We start from the raw sequence: 14696 nt of genomic DNA, 5'->3' as shown, positions 1-14696 counted from the left end.
CGCTTTCGGATGTCGACGCCGGATGCGTTGCCGGGCAGACCGTGCTGCAGACGGCGCGCGCTTCGGGGGTCAGGATTCCCGCGGCCTGCGAATTTGGCCTGTGCGGAACCTGCAAGGTGAAAAAGGTCTCCGGCACGTGGAGATGACCCACAATGGCGGCATCCTCGATCACGAGATCGATGACGGCTTTATCCTCGCCTGCTGCTCGAAGCCGCTGTCGGCGCTCGAGATCGAAGCCTGATAGACAAGCCGCTCACACCCCGTAGCGCTCGGTGCGGATGAGGCCGGCCGGGACATCCGCGTCGATCAGCGCCTGGGCGGCGGCCGAGACGAAGGCGTTCCAGCCGCAGACGATGGCGAGCTTCGGCGGCTCGGGCAGCCGCGACATGGATTGCATCATCATCTGGGCGTCGATCCGCCGCGAATAGTCATCGGGGCGCTGAGCCGGCTCGCGCGTCAGCGTCAGCACCAGGTCAAAGCCGTCGCGGCGGTCGTCGAGCTTGATCAGCTCGTCGCGAAAGATCACCTCGTCCCAGATCCGCGCCGAAAACACCAACGCGACCGGCACGGAGGATTTGCGCGCCGTGCGGTGGCGCACCATCGCCATCAGCGGCACCACGCCGGAACCGCCTCCGACCAGGATGATCGGCCCGCCATCGCTGTCGGACCAGACGAAGTGGCCGCCGAGCGGACCGCGCAGCTCGATTTCGTCGCCGACCGCTGCCACCTCGTGGAAGAAGGGCGAGACCTCGCCGTCTTCGAGCCGTTCGATCGCCAACTCGACCGTCCCGCCGCTCTCGGGTGCGGAGGCGATCGAATAGGAGCGGCGCGCCTGATAGCCGTCCGGCGCCGTCAGCCTGACATCGACATGTTGCCCGGCCTGATGGGCAAAGGGTCGCGACAGCTTGAAGAAGAAACTGGTGACGCGCGGCGTGCGCATTTCGATGCGAATGATCTTCGCCATCTGCCAGGGCGATTGCGTCGCCGCTGCCTCGCTCATGGATCGTCCGTGTAGCGCTGCTCGCGCCACGGGTCGCCATAGATGTGATAGCCGCGCAATTCCCAGAAGCCCGGCTGGTCGTGCTCGGTGAACTGCAGCCCGTTCAGCCATTTGGCCGACTTCCAGAAATAGAGATGCGGCACCAGCAGCCGCGCCGGTCCGCCATGGTCCGGCGTGATTGGTTTGCCTTCATAGAGCAGCGCCACCATCGCCTTGCCGGCGACAAGGTCCTTCGCCGGCACATTGGTGGCGTAGCCGTCGAACGAATGTGCCAGCGTGAAGGCGGTCGGCGGCGCGATGCCGGCATCGGCAAGGATATCGTCGATCAGCACGCCTTGCCATGACGTGTCGAACTTGGTCCATGCCGTCACGCAATGGATGTCACGCGTCATCCTGCTCAGCGGCAGCGCGTTGAACTCGGCCCAGGTCCATTTCTTGACCGGCCGCGGTCCGTGCTTGAGCGTGAACGACCAGTCCTCGGTGCGCACGCGCGGCGTCGGCCCGGCTGACAGCACGGGGAAGCCTTGCTCGAGATACTGTCCGGGCGGAATGCGCCCATCCGCATCCGTCGGAGGTTTTCGTCCTGAAAAGAAGCCGCGGGTTACCATCGACACGATCCGTTGCTGCGGGTCGAAATCGACCGCGGCCAGTGTTCTCGAAGATATCCCGGCGGGCGACAGGAATCTTGGGCGAGGGGACTTGCCGCCATTGCCTTCTGCCGAGGGAGTCTTCGCATCATCGCTGTTGCGTCCGACGGCGGCGGAAATCTGCATGGCCTTGCCGTTGCGCCAGACATTGAGCGTTTCCCTGACGCCCGGCGCGACGTCGGCGGCGGCACGCGACAGGTCCTTCGGATCAATTATAGCACGCAATTGGATCGGGATCCGTTGCGAAATCAGAATCCACGCGGCGGTACAAAAAGGCAGATGGTGTGCCCGTCATTCGCGCCGGCCATCGAACACCAATGAAATACGCCATCGGGACTGTCCTTGATGCGGCTGTCTGCGTAAGTGATCAGTTCGCCCGTCCCCTTGATGACGTAGCCTTCAGGCCGCTCTCCGATCGCATTATCAGCGACTTCTCGGCAATCGTAGCCGGAGCAACAGGAGAAGGGATAGGACCACCCCCGCGGCTGCGCAGCGGTTGGCAATGCGTCATGCGCCATCGCATCGGATGTCATGAGGAACACCCATACGACAACCAGTGCAGCGGTGACTAGTGCGGGGGCGACCACGGCCAGCAGCGTCATGCCTGCGAACACACGCCGCTGGGTGCGGGCTTGGTGCGGTCGTCAATGACGCAGCTGATATGACAACGACAGAGCGGCCAGAGGTGACAGTCGACTACACAGTTTCTCGCCCCGACCATGACCGCGCGGCGCGCGTAGGCTGGACCGGGGCCGCGCATGTAGTGGAGCTCGGGCCGGTAGCCAGGTGCTACGAATTCGCGAAAGGCTGACGCCGGCTGCGTGATGAGAGACCACAGTATCATGATGCGAACTCCTGTCCACAATCTGCTTAGTCGGGTGCAACAGACAGATAAGATCAATTTTGCAGTTCAATCTATTGTACGATGGTGTTGACAATACTTTGGCATCAGTGTGCCAGACGAGTGCTCCGTATTGGATCGCCAGCTCCATGACCTGCAGTGACTTTTGTGCCCTTTGCCGATGCCCGATGCCGCTTCAGAGCAAACGAGCGATAAATTCCACTGCCGGCCCTACCGAAGCGCCGGGATCCAACCTTTACTACGGGAGTAAACCGCCCTGGACAGGCAATACGCCCTCCTAGCTCACTGCTAATCTCAGGGTGGCGACGCGCGCACAATGTCACATCGCCGTTCTGGGACTGTGCAGCGCTCCCGTAGAAGGCTAATTCGCAGCAAGGAAATCCTGACTTCTGACCGAGCGGTTGCCGATCGTTGCCGCTGGCGACAATCGCCGGCTCGCTCAAATCAGCCCAATCGCCAGCTTCTTTCCTAGCGGCCTCCTGGCCGACGGCTCGTCAGTGCGCGAGGCCGAGCCTCGCGGCCATGTTCACTAGGTCGGGAAGAGATTTCGCTTCCATCTTGCGCATTACCCTGCCCCTGTGGGCCTTCACTGTGATCTCGCTGATGCCCAGCTCAAATGCGACCTGCTTGTTCAGCAACCCGGAGACGACCAGCGCCATGACCTCCTGCTCGCGGCAACTCAGCGATTCGTGGCGATCTTGCAGAGCACGCACCTCCAAATCGAACTCGAGCGCGGTTCTGCTGCGCTCCAGCGCCTCCTCGACGGCGGCCAACAGCACTTCGGTGTGGAATGGTTTCATAAGGAACTCAACAGCGCCGGCTTTCATCGCTTTAACAGTCATAGCCACATCGCCAAATGCCGTGACGAAGACTATTGGCGTTATCCGCTCGACAGAGACTAGACTTTGCAAATCAAGCCCGCTGACATCCGGAAGATTGACGTCCAGGATCAAGCAGTTCGGAACACTTGGTCGCGGGAGAGAGAAGAATGCCAGAGCGCACTCGAAAACTTTCGGGCACCAGCCCGCAGAGTGGATGAGCGATTCCAGGGATTCGCGGACGGATCGGTCGTCGTCGACCACGAACACGACCGGTTTGTCTTGCGACATAGATGGCCTAGCGTCAGCAGTTTTCGCCAACTGCATGCCTTGCGAAAAGTTGTTGACAGCCTCCCCCCGGGGCGAGCGGGTCGCCGCCAGGCGCCGACGCAAATTTACAAGGGTCCCTTCTGAAAGGTTGATGCGTAAGGGAGGAATCGCGTTGTTTCCCTGAGCCGCGCCTGACCGGGCGTGGGCGGTGCGTTTGGCTGCCTTGGGAGCAAGGCCGAGAGAGCTGGCCGCTGCCTTATTCGCGAGGACGTTACGCCGCGTAGGTTCGGAAAGGTTATCCACTGCGAGGCTCCTTAGTTCGGCGTTCGGCAATGTGGCGGGGGGATCAAAGGTTGACGAAGTTGCAGCCACTGGCCGCAGAGCTGCCGCAACGCCGAGTTGCAGTTCACTAGTGACTCATTAACCCTCTTCAAGAGCTGGTATCCTAGGTTTCTGCGCCGGATTGGCTATCCAACGCTCGGAAGGGCATGCTCATATCAAAGTATGAATTGGATAATACAGATCGCCGCTTTCTGTCGCGCCATGACGCAAACTCGCTGCGAGAGCATCATGCAAACCTTGAGTGTTCTTGAGGCTTTACGCGGGCGAAACTTGGGGCCTCAGGCAACTCAAGAATAGATCCCGCGCGGGTGGCGCAGATCGTTGCTGGCGCCGTCACCGCGGGCGGGAGCCCGGGGGCCGGGAGGCGGCGCTCCGCCTAAAAGAATGAATCGACTCCGTCACACTTTCGTTTGATGCACGCTCAGAGTTCTGGCATGCTTAGTAATGCCGCTCCCCTCGGACGAGAAATCCATTGTTCACGTGGTCGACGATGACGCGTCGATGCGAGGAGCGTTGCAAGACCTTTTCCTTTCGATAGGGCTCGAAACGCGGACTTATGCAACCGCACAGGATTTCCTCGACACGCCCGTTCCGGATTCTCCGGGCTGTCTTATCATCGATATCCGCTTGCCTGACATGAACGGGCTCGATTTTCAGGCGCAGCTGTCACGGACGGGTGTTCGTCTGCCGGTCGTGATGATGACCGGATATGGCGACATTCCCATGTCAGTTCGCGCCATGAAGCGCGGTGCAGTGGACTTTCTCCCAAAGCCATTCAAGGATCAGGACATGCTCGATGCCGTGTTCGCTGCCATAGAGCGCGGGCGGCAGCAGCGCGCCGTCGATGGTGATGTTTCGAAAGTGCGGGAGCGATTTGAAACATTGTCGGCACGGGAGAAGCAGGTAATGGTACTGGTCACAGACGGAAAGATGAACAAGCAGGTGGCCGGCGACCTCGGAATCAGCGAGATCACCGCCAAAATTCATCGTGGCGCGGCCATGCGGAAGATGGGCGCGAGGACCTTGGCGGACCTGGTCCGGATCGCGGACGTGATCAACCCCAAGCGCCGGCCGTAGGCGCGGAGTAACACTCCCGTATAGGTTGCTTATAGCGACATCACATGCCAGAAATGGCGATCCTGCTATTCGCCTTAGCTCAAATCCGTGGACAGGACGATGTGTCAAGAGAGTTCCTAATCGCGGTAGTCGATGATGACGAATCATTCCGCATGGCTCTCGTAGATAGCCTTAGTTCGCTCGGATATGGGGCGTGCGGATTTGCATCCGCGGAGGACTTTATCGCCTGGGAAGCGGGCGCGTCCTATAGCTGCGTCATTGCTGACATTCACATGCCTGGCATGAGCGGACTTGATCTTGCCCGGCTGCTTACAGGGCGGCGGCGCGGTGTGCCTGTGGTTATGGTCACCGCACGTTCAAACCTAGGCATCGTCGATCAGGCGGCAGCAAACGGCGCAACATGCCTGCTCCGAAAGCCGTTCAAAACAGAGGCGTTGATCGACTGTATCGAAAAGGCTCTCAAAGTCTGAGGAGTCCTGAGCGGCCGGCAAGCTCGCAAAAGGCCCGATCCCTATGGGCTGGCTTGTCAACCTTCGATACCTCCCATTCTCAATATCCCTATTCGCCTCCGCCCAAAGACGGCCGCGATGGCTCTAGCGCGTCCCTCGCGGTCCCGAGCCGGATTGCCTCGAAACTGGAACCAGCGATACACGCCGTCCAAGCGTCGAAGCCGCGTCTCAAAGGGGATTGGCTGACCAGTCTCGAGCGATCGCGTTAGCGCCTCGATGTGGCGATGGAGATCATCGGGATGGACCGTGCCATTCGTCGCCTAGCTATTACAGGAGACTACCACGCGCGGTCGCCCGGTCGCGTGGACGCCGACATGTCAACTCGTCGCATGAGCTTTGAGCCGCGTTGTGGTGCGGCGGTCGCGCATGGCGAACACGAGAAGCGAACCGGCGCACTGAGGGACGAGAACTGGCCCGGCTGGTACGCCGAATACATGGTGGCGGAACAGTCCGCCAAGCCGCTGCCGTTATGAATAGTAGCTATGGTGTTCCTTGCAATTGGGGCGCAGTGTGCAATGGCAAACGAGTGCGTTTGGGCAACAAAGACTCTGCCCTCGTGCGCCCCTGGACTGGGCGCGACCATGTGCGCGGCGGCAACGCCCCTAATGGGGTCATCCATGTCATTGTCTACGGCGATTGTCTGTGTCCGTCCCCCAACTCCCGGTCAGCGCCGCACGGCGCGCGCTTTCCTGCTGGCCCTGCTCGTCATCCTTCTCGGCACATTGCCGTTTGCGGCCATCAAGCTGCCGGAAATCAACGCGATTGTACCGACTCTTGCCGCCGCCCTGTTTGTCAGCGGCTGCGTCACCGCAGCTTTTCTGTTTGCTCAGTTCGCTATTTTGCGCCAGTGGGCACTTCTGGCGATTGCGAGCGGCTACCTGTTCAGTGCCCTGATCGTGGTTGCACATGCGCTGACTTTCCCGGGTGCGTTCACGCCCACCGGCGTCCTGGGCTCGGGAATGCAATCCGCCGTTTGGCTCTACTGGTTTTGGCATTCAGGGCTGCCCATTGCCATCATCGGCTATGCCCTGCTCAAAAACACGGATCGTGTGGCGGACGTTCGCTTCACACGACATGCCATCCGCTTGAGCATCGCGGGCGTTCTTGCCCTCGTCATTGGGTTGTTCTGGTTCGTTACGCAGCATAACGATCTGCTGCCACTAACCTATGTAGACGTTCATCCTGTCGGTCTGTTTCGTCGCATCATCGGCGGGATGGTGGTCCTGGCCCTGGGCGGCATTGCACTTTCGTTGCTATGGCTGCGCCAGCGGTCCTTGCTCGACCTGTGGCTCGCCGTCGCTTTGTGCGCGCTCCTGCTTGAAGTAAGCTTGGGCTCCGTCTTGAGCGCTCGCTACAATCTTACGTGGTATGCCGGCCATTTTTACCAGCTTGTGACAGCCACCATCGTAATGGTAGTATTGGTTGCAGAGATGGCACGACTGTATGACGGCCTCGCTCGTTCGAACACCATGCTGGATCAAGAGCGCATGAGGCTGCAGCGCGCTATTGATGCGCAAAGCCGCGAGCGCGATGCCCGACTGATGACCGGCGACGCCGTTGCCGCCACGATTGCACACGAGGTCAAGCAGCCCCTTGCTGCTATGATAACGAGATCCGACACCGGTTTACGCTGGCTCGATCGCGCGGTTCCCGATCTAGATAAGGCGAGAACGGAGTTTACGAAGATCGCAGCTGACGGGCATCGCGCGGCCGCCGTGATCGAGAGCATCCGGGCGACCTTCCGGAAGGATGACCGCGTCAGAGCTTCGTTCGACGTCGACAAACTCATTGATGAAGCCATCGCTTTGCTTCAGGACGATCTGAAAAGTCACCGGATATTGGTCAAGGTTGAGCGCAGCGCGCGGCCGCTGCGGGTGATGGGAGATCGAATTCAGGTGCAGCAGGTGCTCCTCAATCTGATCACGAATGCGATTGAGGCAATGACCACTGTGGATGGTCCACGCGATCTCGCCGTTAGTTCAAATCCTCACGACGATGGAGGTGTAGTGATTTCGGTGGCTGACACCGGCATGGGGATCGACCCGCAGGACCTGCAGAGGATATTCGATCCGCTCTTCACCACCAAATCTCGCGGGATGGGAATGGGCCTATCGATCTGTCGTTCAATCATCCAAGCGCACGACGGCATGCTCTGGGTATTGCCCAACGCACCGCGGGGCTCAAAGTTTCAATTCGTTTTGGGTGCCAATATCGCATCCTCCGTCGGCGGGGTGTGAGCCCTTGGAAGTGGAGACCACACACCGTTTGGTTCCGCCCTCCAATGTAGTCCGAGGCCCACGATCGGCTCGGCTCGGGGTTCGAACAGCTTAACACGGTCGGCCCACTCACGGATTCAACGGCGGACGGCGGAAACCCGGAGCATGCTTCGACCTGGTTCTGCCCTCAATGCAAAGTTCAACCTGTCGGAGCGCCAAACCGAGCGCTTCATGAAGAGCCTCGTCACCGAATGGTTTGACTCGTCTTGTGTGGGCAGCAAAATTGCCAGCATGCCTGGTACATGGTAGATATGCTCACCAGAGTTCACGCTGATGTTGCCTTTAATGTTGCAACCTGAGCCGAGAAGGCCGACGCCCGTCGATGGCTCGCGGACCGTCTCGACCTTGTCGGCGTTCGTCGCGCGCCAATCCCAGGGCTGAACGAAGCGGCCCTGCCAAACGCCGCGATGCGCAGCCTTGGCTGAAACTTGCTCGGCGGCAAATGCCCCGTTCGAATAGCGCGGCCAGTCTAAAGCGAGGCCCTGCTCGACAAGCCAGCGCTGAACGCTGCGACCATCTGCGCGATCGCAATTCCCTACAAGCCGGCCGTACCGATCCCGGTCAACAAAGCTGCAATGCAGTGGTCGCGAAGCTGCCAAGAACTCGTCCAAGGCTTGGGCAGCGCGGCGCCCGCATGGATAATCGAAGCCCTTCGCGTCGTCGCAGTACTGCCGGCTCTCTGGCGCATCGATGCCATTGAAACGAATCCTTTGGCCTGCAATCTCTACCGTGTCGCCATCGATCACGGAGGCGCGGCCTTCCATCGAACCAGGCAGCGGCTCTGTCCAGTTTGTTACCTTGGTCTGGAGGCTTGCGGTGCTCTGTATTACGAATTGGGTGACTGCGGCGGCAAGCGTGGCGACGCCGAGGGAGATCAGCCCTAAGAGCGGTCGCGGCAGCCGCCGTGACGGCATTCTACTGCCGGCGCGCCTTCGCCACCGGTTAGCCTGATCGGCACCCTGATATCGGTGGCCTTTGCCCACGCCCCTTCTCCCGAAATAGAGAATGCTTCCATTGCGGGCCAGAGTCCAGCTTGCTCGGGCTTTACACGGGCCTTACGCGATCCGATTTCTGTTCGACAGAACTCGCGCCTGGCATCGCTTGCCCGTGACCGCTGCAGCGACGCCGGCATGGCTTACCAATTGGTGAGTACCTAGTGAGTTGACTTCCCACTGTGCACCAGATGTGAGCAAATCAGCCGAATTTCAGGTCGTACTAGCTGCCTTCCTTCGGCAGATCCGCCGGCGCCAGATTGACGGTAACCTTCTTCGACGGCATCGACAGGCCCGATGCGTGCAATGCCGCCTGCACCCGCTCGCGGCTTTCGGCCACCGCCTTGTCGGCGAGGCCGACGATGTGCATGTTGACCTTGCCCGGCGCGATCATCACCTGCACGTCGACCGGCACGGCCTCGATGCCCTGGAAAGCGACCGTGCGGACCCGCGCAACCATTTTTTCACCCCGGATGCAGGCTTGCCCAAGCCTCTGCGATCATGCCGCGAACGGCTTCACCAGAGACAACCACAGATTTACGGCCAAGGCAAGAACATTAGGGGAACAGACAAATACCATTGCTGCCAGGAAGTTGCGTCAGAGTTGCGGGCTCGAAATGCGCCTGGGAAGGCTACTTGCGCTTGCCCTCGACCGCATCCCAGAACAGGCTCGCAATATCGGCGCCGCCGAAGCGTTTTACCTCGCGCACGCCGGTCGGCGACGTCACGTTGATCTCGGTCATGTAGTCGCCGATCACGTCGATGCCGACGAGGATAAAACCGCGCTCCTTCAGCGACGGGCCGATGCGGGCGCAGATCTCGCGCTCGCGCGCCGTCAGTTCGGTTTTTTCGGCGCGGCCGCCGACATGCATGTTGGAGCGTGAATCATGCTCGGCCGGCACCCGGTTGATGGCGCCGACCGGCTCGCCGTCGATCAGGATGATACGCTTGTCGCCCTTGCGCACGTCCTTCAGATAACGCTGCACGATGTAGGGCTCGCGGAACATCTGGCCGAACATCTCGAGCAGCGAGGCGAGATTGCGGTCGGCCTCGTGCAGATGGAAGATGCCCGCGCCGCCATTGCCGTAGAGCGGCTTGACGATGATGTCGCCGAACTCCTTGCGGAAGGCGGCGACCTCCAGCGGATCCTTGGTGATCAGCGTTTCCGGCATCAGGTCGGGAAACTCGGTGACGAAGATCTTTTCCGGGCTGTTGCGCACCCAGGCCGGGTCGTTGACCACCAGCGTCTTGGGATGGATACGCTCGAGTATGTGCGTCGAGGTGATGTAGTTCATGTCGAAGGGCGGATCCTGCCTGAGCAGGACGACGTCCATCTCCGACAGGTCGGTGCGCACTTCTTCGCCGAGCGAATAGTGATCGCCCTTCTCATCGCGGACCTGCATTGCCTCGATGCGGGCAAACACCTTGCCGCCGCGCAGCGACAGCCGGTCGGGCGTATAGTGGAACAGCTGGTGACCGCGGCGCTGCGCTTCCAGCGACAGCGCAAACGAAGTGTCGCCGGCAATCGAGACGGTGGAGATGTGGTCCATCTGGACGGCGATTTTCAATTTCATGGCGGCTCTCCGGCGCACTTGGAGCGACGTGCGTCCATTTGGACGCACAAAGTACGCTCCAACACTTTGAATCTATCCATCGTGCTTTCCGAAAATCGATTCCGCTTTTCGGGCCGATGCATCGACGACAGCGATATACGGAACTCGGCGCCTTCTGCCAATCGGCCCAAGACCTATATCGGCTAAGACCTATATGGGGCCGCGCTTCGCTTGGCGCAGCCCTTCACCGATCGAAGACCAGCCTGGAATAACCGAGGAAGGAGAGCGCCATCGCGACCAGCGAGGCGATGGCAAGTGCCGTCAGCGGCGGCATTGCCGGCAGCGCCATCAGGATGGCGCAATAGGCGAGGTAATTGAAGATGCTGGTGGCGATGCCGACGCCGCCATAGCGTGCGCCCTCTTGCGCGATGCCGCGGCTCGACGGCGAGAAGGTCAGGTGGCGGTTGATGGCCCAGGTGACGGACAGCGCAAAGCCGATCGAGACGACACGTGCGACGAAGGGTCCAAGCTGCGTGAAGGCCAGCAGAAGCCACAGCGCCGCCGCGTCGACGACGAAACCGACGCCGCCGGCGAAAACGAAACGCAGGACACGTTTCATCTCGGCTTAGAGCCTGTTCCATCCCGATGGGGTGGGGATGGGGCTCTTTCTTGTTTGACTATGATCTTATCCGAAAACCGGTTCCCACTTTTCGGGATCATGGTCTAGGCCGCCCGTGGGGTCTTGCCCGGTCCGGTCTTTAAGGTCGAGGGCGCGCCTGTGCGTTCGCGTTCGACCCGTCCGGAGGGCATCGACAGATAGAAGATGCGCTTCTGCTCGGCCCGGCCGCGCGATACCGAATCGAGGATCAGGCCGGTCACCGCCGCCAGCATCGACAGAAGCACAAGGCCGACCGACAGCACCCAGGTCGGCATGCGTGGGACAAGGCCGGTTTCGACGAACTCGATCAGCACCGGTGTCATCAGGAACAGGCTCGATGCCAGGAAGAGCACCGCGAAGGCGCCGAAAAAGCGCAGCGGCTGCGTCTCCTTCATCAGCATGGCGAACATCCACAGGATCTTCGCGCCGTCGCGATAGGTCGACAGTTTCGACGAGGAGCCCTCCGGCCGGCGGCCATAGTCGAGCCCGATCTCGCTGACCGGCAATTTGAGCTGCGAGGCGTGGACCGACATTTCGGTCTCGATCTCGAAGCCACCGGAGACGGCGGGAAAGCTCTTGACGAAGCGCCTGGTGAAGGCGCGGTAGCCGGAGAAGATGTCGGTGAACTCGCTGCCGAACAGCCATTTGTAGAGGCGATTGAAGACGCTGTTGCCGAAGGCATGGCCAGTCCTGCCGGCATCGTCGGTGACGCCTCGCCTTGTCCCGACCACCATGTCGGAGCGCTCGGTGAGCAGCGTGTTGATCAGTTGCGGCGCGTCCTCCGGCGCATAGGTGCCGTCGCCGTCGGCCATCAGATAGATGTCGGCTTCGATGTCGGCGAACATGCGGCGCACCACGTTGCCCTTGCCCTGGCGCGGCTCGCGGATGACGGTAGCGCCGGCCGCGCGGGCTCGGAGCGCCGTCAGATCGCGCGAATTGTTGTCATAGACATAGATCGCGGCCGTCGGCAGGGTTTCGCGAAAACGCCGCACCACTTCCGCGATCGTCAGCTCCTCGTTGTAGCAAGGCAGAAGCACGGCGATGGCGGGTTCGTAGCGAACTTCTTGCGGCATTTTCGTCTCCGGATGCCTTGGCCCGGGTCCTTGGCCGTGCTGAATGCCGGCCTGCTCGGGCGCCTTTACTATTTATTGAAGCCGTTAAGGCTAGGTTTAAGTTGCCCCATATTCCTTCCAAAGGTTATAGAATGAGCATAGCCAAGCATGGCGCCTCCATTTGGAGGTCCGAAATCGTGCTGGCGCTGCTTGCCACGCTGGTGGCGTTCGCCGTCAATGCCTGGGCCGGATTCCCCCAATTGACCAACGCCCACGGCGACAACGACAATTTGCTGCGTTTGGTCGAGGTTCGCGACTTTCTGGCCGGCCAGGGCTGGTTCGACCTGCACCAGTACAGGATGGGGCTCGAAGGCGGCTTCGTCATGCACTGGTCGCGGCTGGTCGATGCGCCGATCGCCGCCATCATTCTTGCAGCGACGGCCCTGACCGGCAGCATGGCTCTGGCCGAGAACGTCGCGCAAGTGCTGTGGCCGGCGCTGCTCTTCTGCCTCGCGGTCTTTTTCATCACCCGCGCGGCGCGCAATTTCGCCGGTGAGGCCGCCGTGCTGCCCGCTGTCATCGTCGGCGCGGCGGCGTTGCACTTCATAGGCATCTTCTCGCCGGGCGCGCTCGATCATCACAATGTTCAGCTCACGCTGACCATAGCCAGCCTCAGCCTGCTGCTTGAAGCCACCATGCGCGGGCCGGCTGCGCTGTTCTCCGGCGTGTGCGCCGCGCTGATGCTGGCTGTCGGCATGGAAACCGCCCCCTATGTCGCCGCCATCGGCGCCTGCGTCGCGCTCCTGTTCGCTTTTGACGCAGATGGCGAAAGACGGATCGCCAGGGACTTCGGCGTCGGTTTTGCCGGCGCTTCCGCTCTTGTCTTTGTCACCACTGTTCCCGTCTCCGCCTGGAGCCAGGCGCAATGCGACGCCTTCTCGACCGTGCAGTTCGTCGTCGCCGTGTTGGCCGGAACCGGCCTTGCGGCGATAGCCTCGATCGAGGCCGTCGGCCGCACGCGCCGGCTGGTGTCGCTTGGCATCCTTGCGCTCGCGCTGGGCACGGTCGTCATGGTGCTGTTCCCGCAATGCCTGGCGGCTCCCTACGCGAACCTCGATCCGCGCCTCAAGGAGCTGTGGCTCGATCACGTCGACGAAGCGCAGTCGCTGTTCAACCTTGTCGCCCAGGACCCGGCAAGGGTGGCGGCGCGCTATGTCACGCCGGCCGTCGCGCTCGTCCTGATGGCGCTTCGCCTTGGTCGTGGCGGTTGGCGGCGGCAGGACAGTCTTGTCGGCGCGCTGCTTGTCGTGGCGTTCGTCGTCAGTGCCTGGCAGGTGCGCGGCTCGACATTCTCGGTCGCGCTGGCGGTCATCCCGCTTTCCGCCTGGATCGCCAGTTGGCGTCAGCGGGCCGAGACAAGCGGCTCGAGCAGCGTGGCGCTGCGCATGGCCGCGGTCTGGCTCGTCTCGGTGAATGCCGTGTGGACGGGCGCCGCGGCAGCGGCCGCGGTGGCGTTCGAAGCCGATAAGACGGCGGCCAATGACAGCGGTGCCGACATGGCCTGCCAGCGCCAGGCCTCCTTTGCCGCGCTTGGCGGTGTGCCGGACACCACCGTGCTGGCGATTTCCAATCTCGGATCGCCGATCCTCGCCTATTCCGATCATCGCGTCTTCGCCGGGCCCTATCACCGCAACATCGCCGGAGATCTGCTTGCGCTCGACACCTTCCTGGGGTCATCCACCGCTGCCAGGGCGGTCGTGGCAACGCATCACGTCGGCCTCGTCGCGGTTTGTCGTGGCAATGCGGAAAGCGCGCTTCTCACCGCCAAGGCGCCTCAGGGCCTTCTTGCCGGGCTGATGCGCGGCAGCGTGCCGGAATGGCTCGAGCCGGTCACACCAATCAGCGGAGGTTCCCTCGAACTGTACCGGGTTCGGCTCGACCGCTGAAACGGTTCTTCACCTGTGAAAGAAATCGGTTTGGGATACGGTTCCTAAAGGGTTTGCTGCCAGCCTCGAAATATTCCGACCTAACAGGGTTACCGATGCAAACGACGTTTGGCACCGGGCAAGCAACCGGGGAAAGCACGGATCTGGCCTTTACCGATCCGTTGACCGGGCTTGGCAATCATCGCCGCTTCTTCGACAAGGTCGACCGCCTGATCAGCGACCGCGCCGACGATCCGGCGCCGTTCACCGTCGGCATCCTCGACCTCGATGGTTTCAAGCCGATCAACGACCTGTTCGGACACAAGGCCGGCGACGAGATCCTGATCCAGGTGGCGATGCGGCTGCGCGCTTCTATGGACAGCCATTCCACCGTCTGCCGCATCGGCGCCGACGAATATGCCTTCCTCTATCCGATGGTGTTCAGCGAGGAGGCGGCGGCCGAAAAGTCGCGAACGCTGATCGAGATCCTGTCGGCACCCTATGATGTCGGCGAACGCACTGCCAGGCTTTCGGCCTCGGTCGGCTGCTCGATGTTCTATTCGGGCGACGAGACCACCGAAATTCTGGTCAGCAAGGCCGAGACGGCGCTGTACCATGCCAAGCGTTCGGGTCGCGGACGGGTGGTCGTCTATAGCAGAGAGATGGAGGAAGCAGCCAAGCGCGTCACCCGCATCGAGCAGGCGCTGCGCCGGGC

General features: G+C 61.5%; 14 protein-coding genes and 3 pseudogenes. 7 read left to right on the top strand and 10 right to left on the bottom strand.

The window, feature by feature from the left end:
- Positions 1–23 precede the first annotated feature (23 nt).
- Positions 24–241: pseudogene (locus tag EOC93_RS15600) on the top strand (2Fe-2S iron-sulfur cluster-binding protein); the annotation flags it as partial.
- A 12-nt stretch (positions 242–253) separates the two neighbouring features.
- Here EOC93_RS15600 and EOC93_RS15595 read toward each other — a convergent pair.
- From EOC93_RS15595 to EOC93_RS15575, 4 genes are all read right to left on the bottom strand, one after another.
- Positions 254–1000: a ferredoxin reductase gene (locus tag EOC93_RS15595; RefSeq protein WP_127205039.1), complete on the bottom strand. Its 747-nt coding sequence runs from the start codon at positions 998–1000 to the stop codon at positions 254–256.
- Positions 997–1608, bottom strand: a complete 612-nt coding sequence (locus EOC93_RS15590; protein ID WP_127205057.1) for a sulfite oxidase-like oxidoreductase — start codon at positions 1606–1608, stop codon at positions 997–999. Before EOC93_RS15590 ends, EOC93_RS15595 begins: the two co-directional genes overlap by 4 nt.
- Before the next feature lie 287 nt (positions 1609–1895).
- Positions 1896–2249 carry a hypothetical protein gene (locus EOC93_RS15585; RefSeq protein ID WP_127205038.1) on the bottom strand — a complete coding sequence of 118 codons (354 nt, stop codon included), beginning with the start codon at positions 2247–2249 and terminating at the stop codon, positions 1896–1898.
- Between the two features lie 754 nt (positions 2250–3003).
- Positions 3004–3618, bottom strand: a complete 615-nt coding sequence (locus EOC93_RS15575; protein WP_127205056.1) for a response regulator — start codon at positions 3616–3618, stop codon at positions 3004–3006.
- Between the two features lie 765 nt (positions 3619–4383).
- Here EOC93_RS15575 and EOC93_RS15570 point away from each other — a divergent pair.
- Positions 4384–5016 (top strand): response regulator transcription factor, encoded by a 633-nt coding sequence (locus EOC93_RS15570; RefSeq protein WP_127205036.1) that lies wholly within the window; start codon positions 4384–4386, stop codon positions 5014–5016.
- 44 nt (positions 5017–5060) lie between these two features.
- Complete coding sequence (locus EOC93_RS15565; protein ID WP_245461469.1) at positions 5061–5486, top strand: response regulator; 426 nt, start codon at positions 5061–5063, stop codon at positions 5484–5486.
- A 56-nt stretch (positions 5487–5542) separates the two neighbouring features.
- Here EOC93_RS15565 and EOC93_RS15560 read toward each other — a convergent pair.
- Positions 5543–5761, bottom strand: a pseudogene (locus tag EOC93_RS15560) (PAS domain-containing protein); the annotation flags it as partial.
- Positions 5762–5839: 78 nt separating this feature from the next.
- Here EOC93_RS15560 and EOC93_RS15555 point away from each other — a divergent pair.
- Positions 5840–5998: a hypothetical protein gene (locus EOC93_RS15555; RefSeq protein WP_245461468.1), complete on the top strand. Its 159-nt coding sequence runs from the start codon at positions 5840–5842 to the stop codon at positions 5996–5998.
- 144 nt (positions 5999–6142) lie between these two features.
- Positions 6143–7762 (top strand): MASE4 domain-containing protein, encoded by a 1620-nt coding sequence (locus EOC93_RS15550; RefSeq protein ID WP_164759150.1) that lies wholly within the window; start codon positions 6143–6145, stop codon positions 7760–7762.
- A 116-nt stretch (positions 7763–7878) separates the two neighbouring features.
- On the opposite strand, the gene EOC93_RS15545 is transcribed toward EOC93_RS15550, so the two are convergent.
- The 5 genes and pseudogenes from EOC93_RS15545 to EOC93_RS15525 form a co-directional block, all read right to left on the bottom strand.
- Positions 7879–8784: a thermonuclease family protein gene (locus tag EOC93_RS15545; protein WP_245461467.1), complete on the bottom strand. Its 906-nt coding sequence runs from the start codon at positions 8782–8784 to the stop codon at positions 7879–7881.
- Positions 8785–9019: 235 nt separating this feature from the next.
- A pseudogene (locus EOC93_RS15540) lies at positions 9020–9253 on the bottom strand (magnesium chelatase domain-containing protein); the annotation flags it as partial.
- Between the two features lie 172 nt (positions 9254–9425).
- Entirely contained in the window at positions 9426–10367 is a 942-nt protein-coding gene (gene gshB / locus EOC93_RS15535; protein WP_095484675.1) for a glutathione synthase, read from the bottom strand.
- A 223-nt stretch (positions 10368–10590) separates the two neighbouring features.
- Complete coding sequence (locus EOC93_RS15530) at positions 10591–10965, bottom strand: GtrA family protein (RefSeq protein WP_095484674.1); 375 nt, start codon at positions 10963–10965, stop codon at positions 10591–10593.
- A 104-nt stretch (positions 10966–11069) separates the two neighbouring features.
- Complete coding sequence (locus EOC93_RS15525) at positions 11070–12077, bottom strand: glycosyltransferase (protein ID WP_127205034.1); 1008 nt, start codon at positions 12075–12077, stop codon at positions 11070–11072.
- A 131-nt stretch (positions 12078–12208) separates the two neighbouring features.
- On the opposite strand from EOC93_RS15525, the gene EOC93_RS15520 reads away from it, so the two are divergent.
- Both EOC93_RS15520 and EOC93_RS15515 read left to right on the top strand, forming a co-directional pair.
- A complete protein-coding gene (locus EOC93_RS15520; protein ID WP_127205033.1) occupies positions 12209–14002 on the top strand; it encodes a GtrA family protein in 1794 nt (597 codons plus the stop codon).
- A 95-nt stretch (positions 14003–14097) separates the two neighbouring features.
- Positions 14098–14696: GGDEF domain-containing protein (locus EOC93_RS15515; RefSeq protein WP_164759149.1), on the top strand; the 599-nt coding region annotated here is incomplete at its 3' end.

It is taken from the genome of Mesorhizobium sp. M6A.T.Ce.TU.002.03.1.1 (assembly GCF_003997275.1).
Classification (GTDB): domain Bacteria; phylum Pseudomonadota; class Alphaproteobacteria; order Rhizobiales; family Rhizobiaceae; genus Mesorhizobium; species Mesorhizobium mediterraneum.
This window is presented reverse-complemented; position numbering and strand designations above follow the sequence as displayed.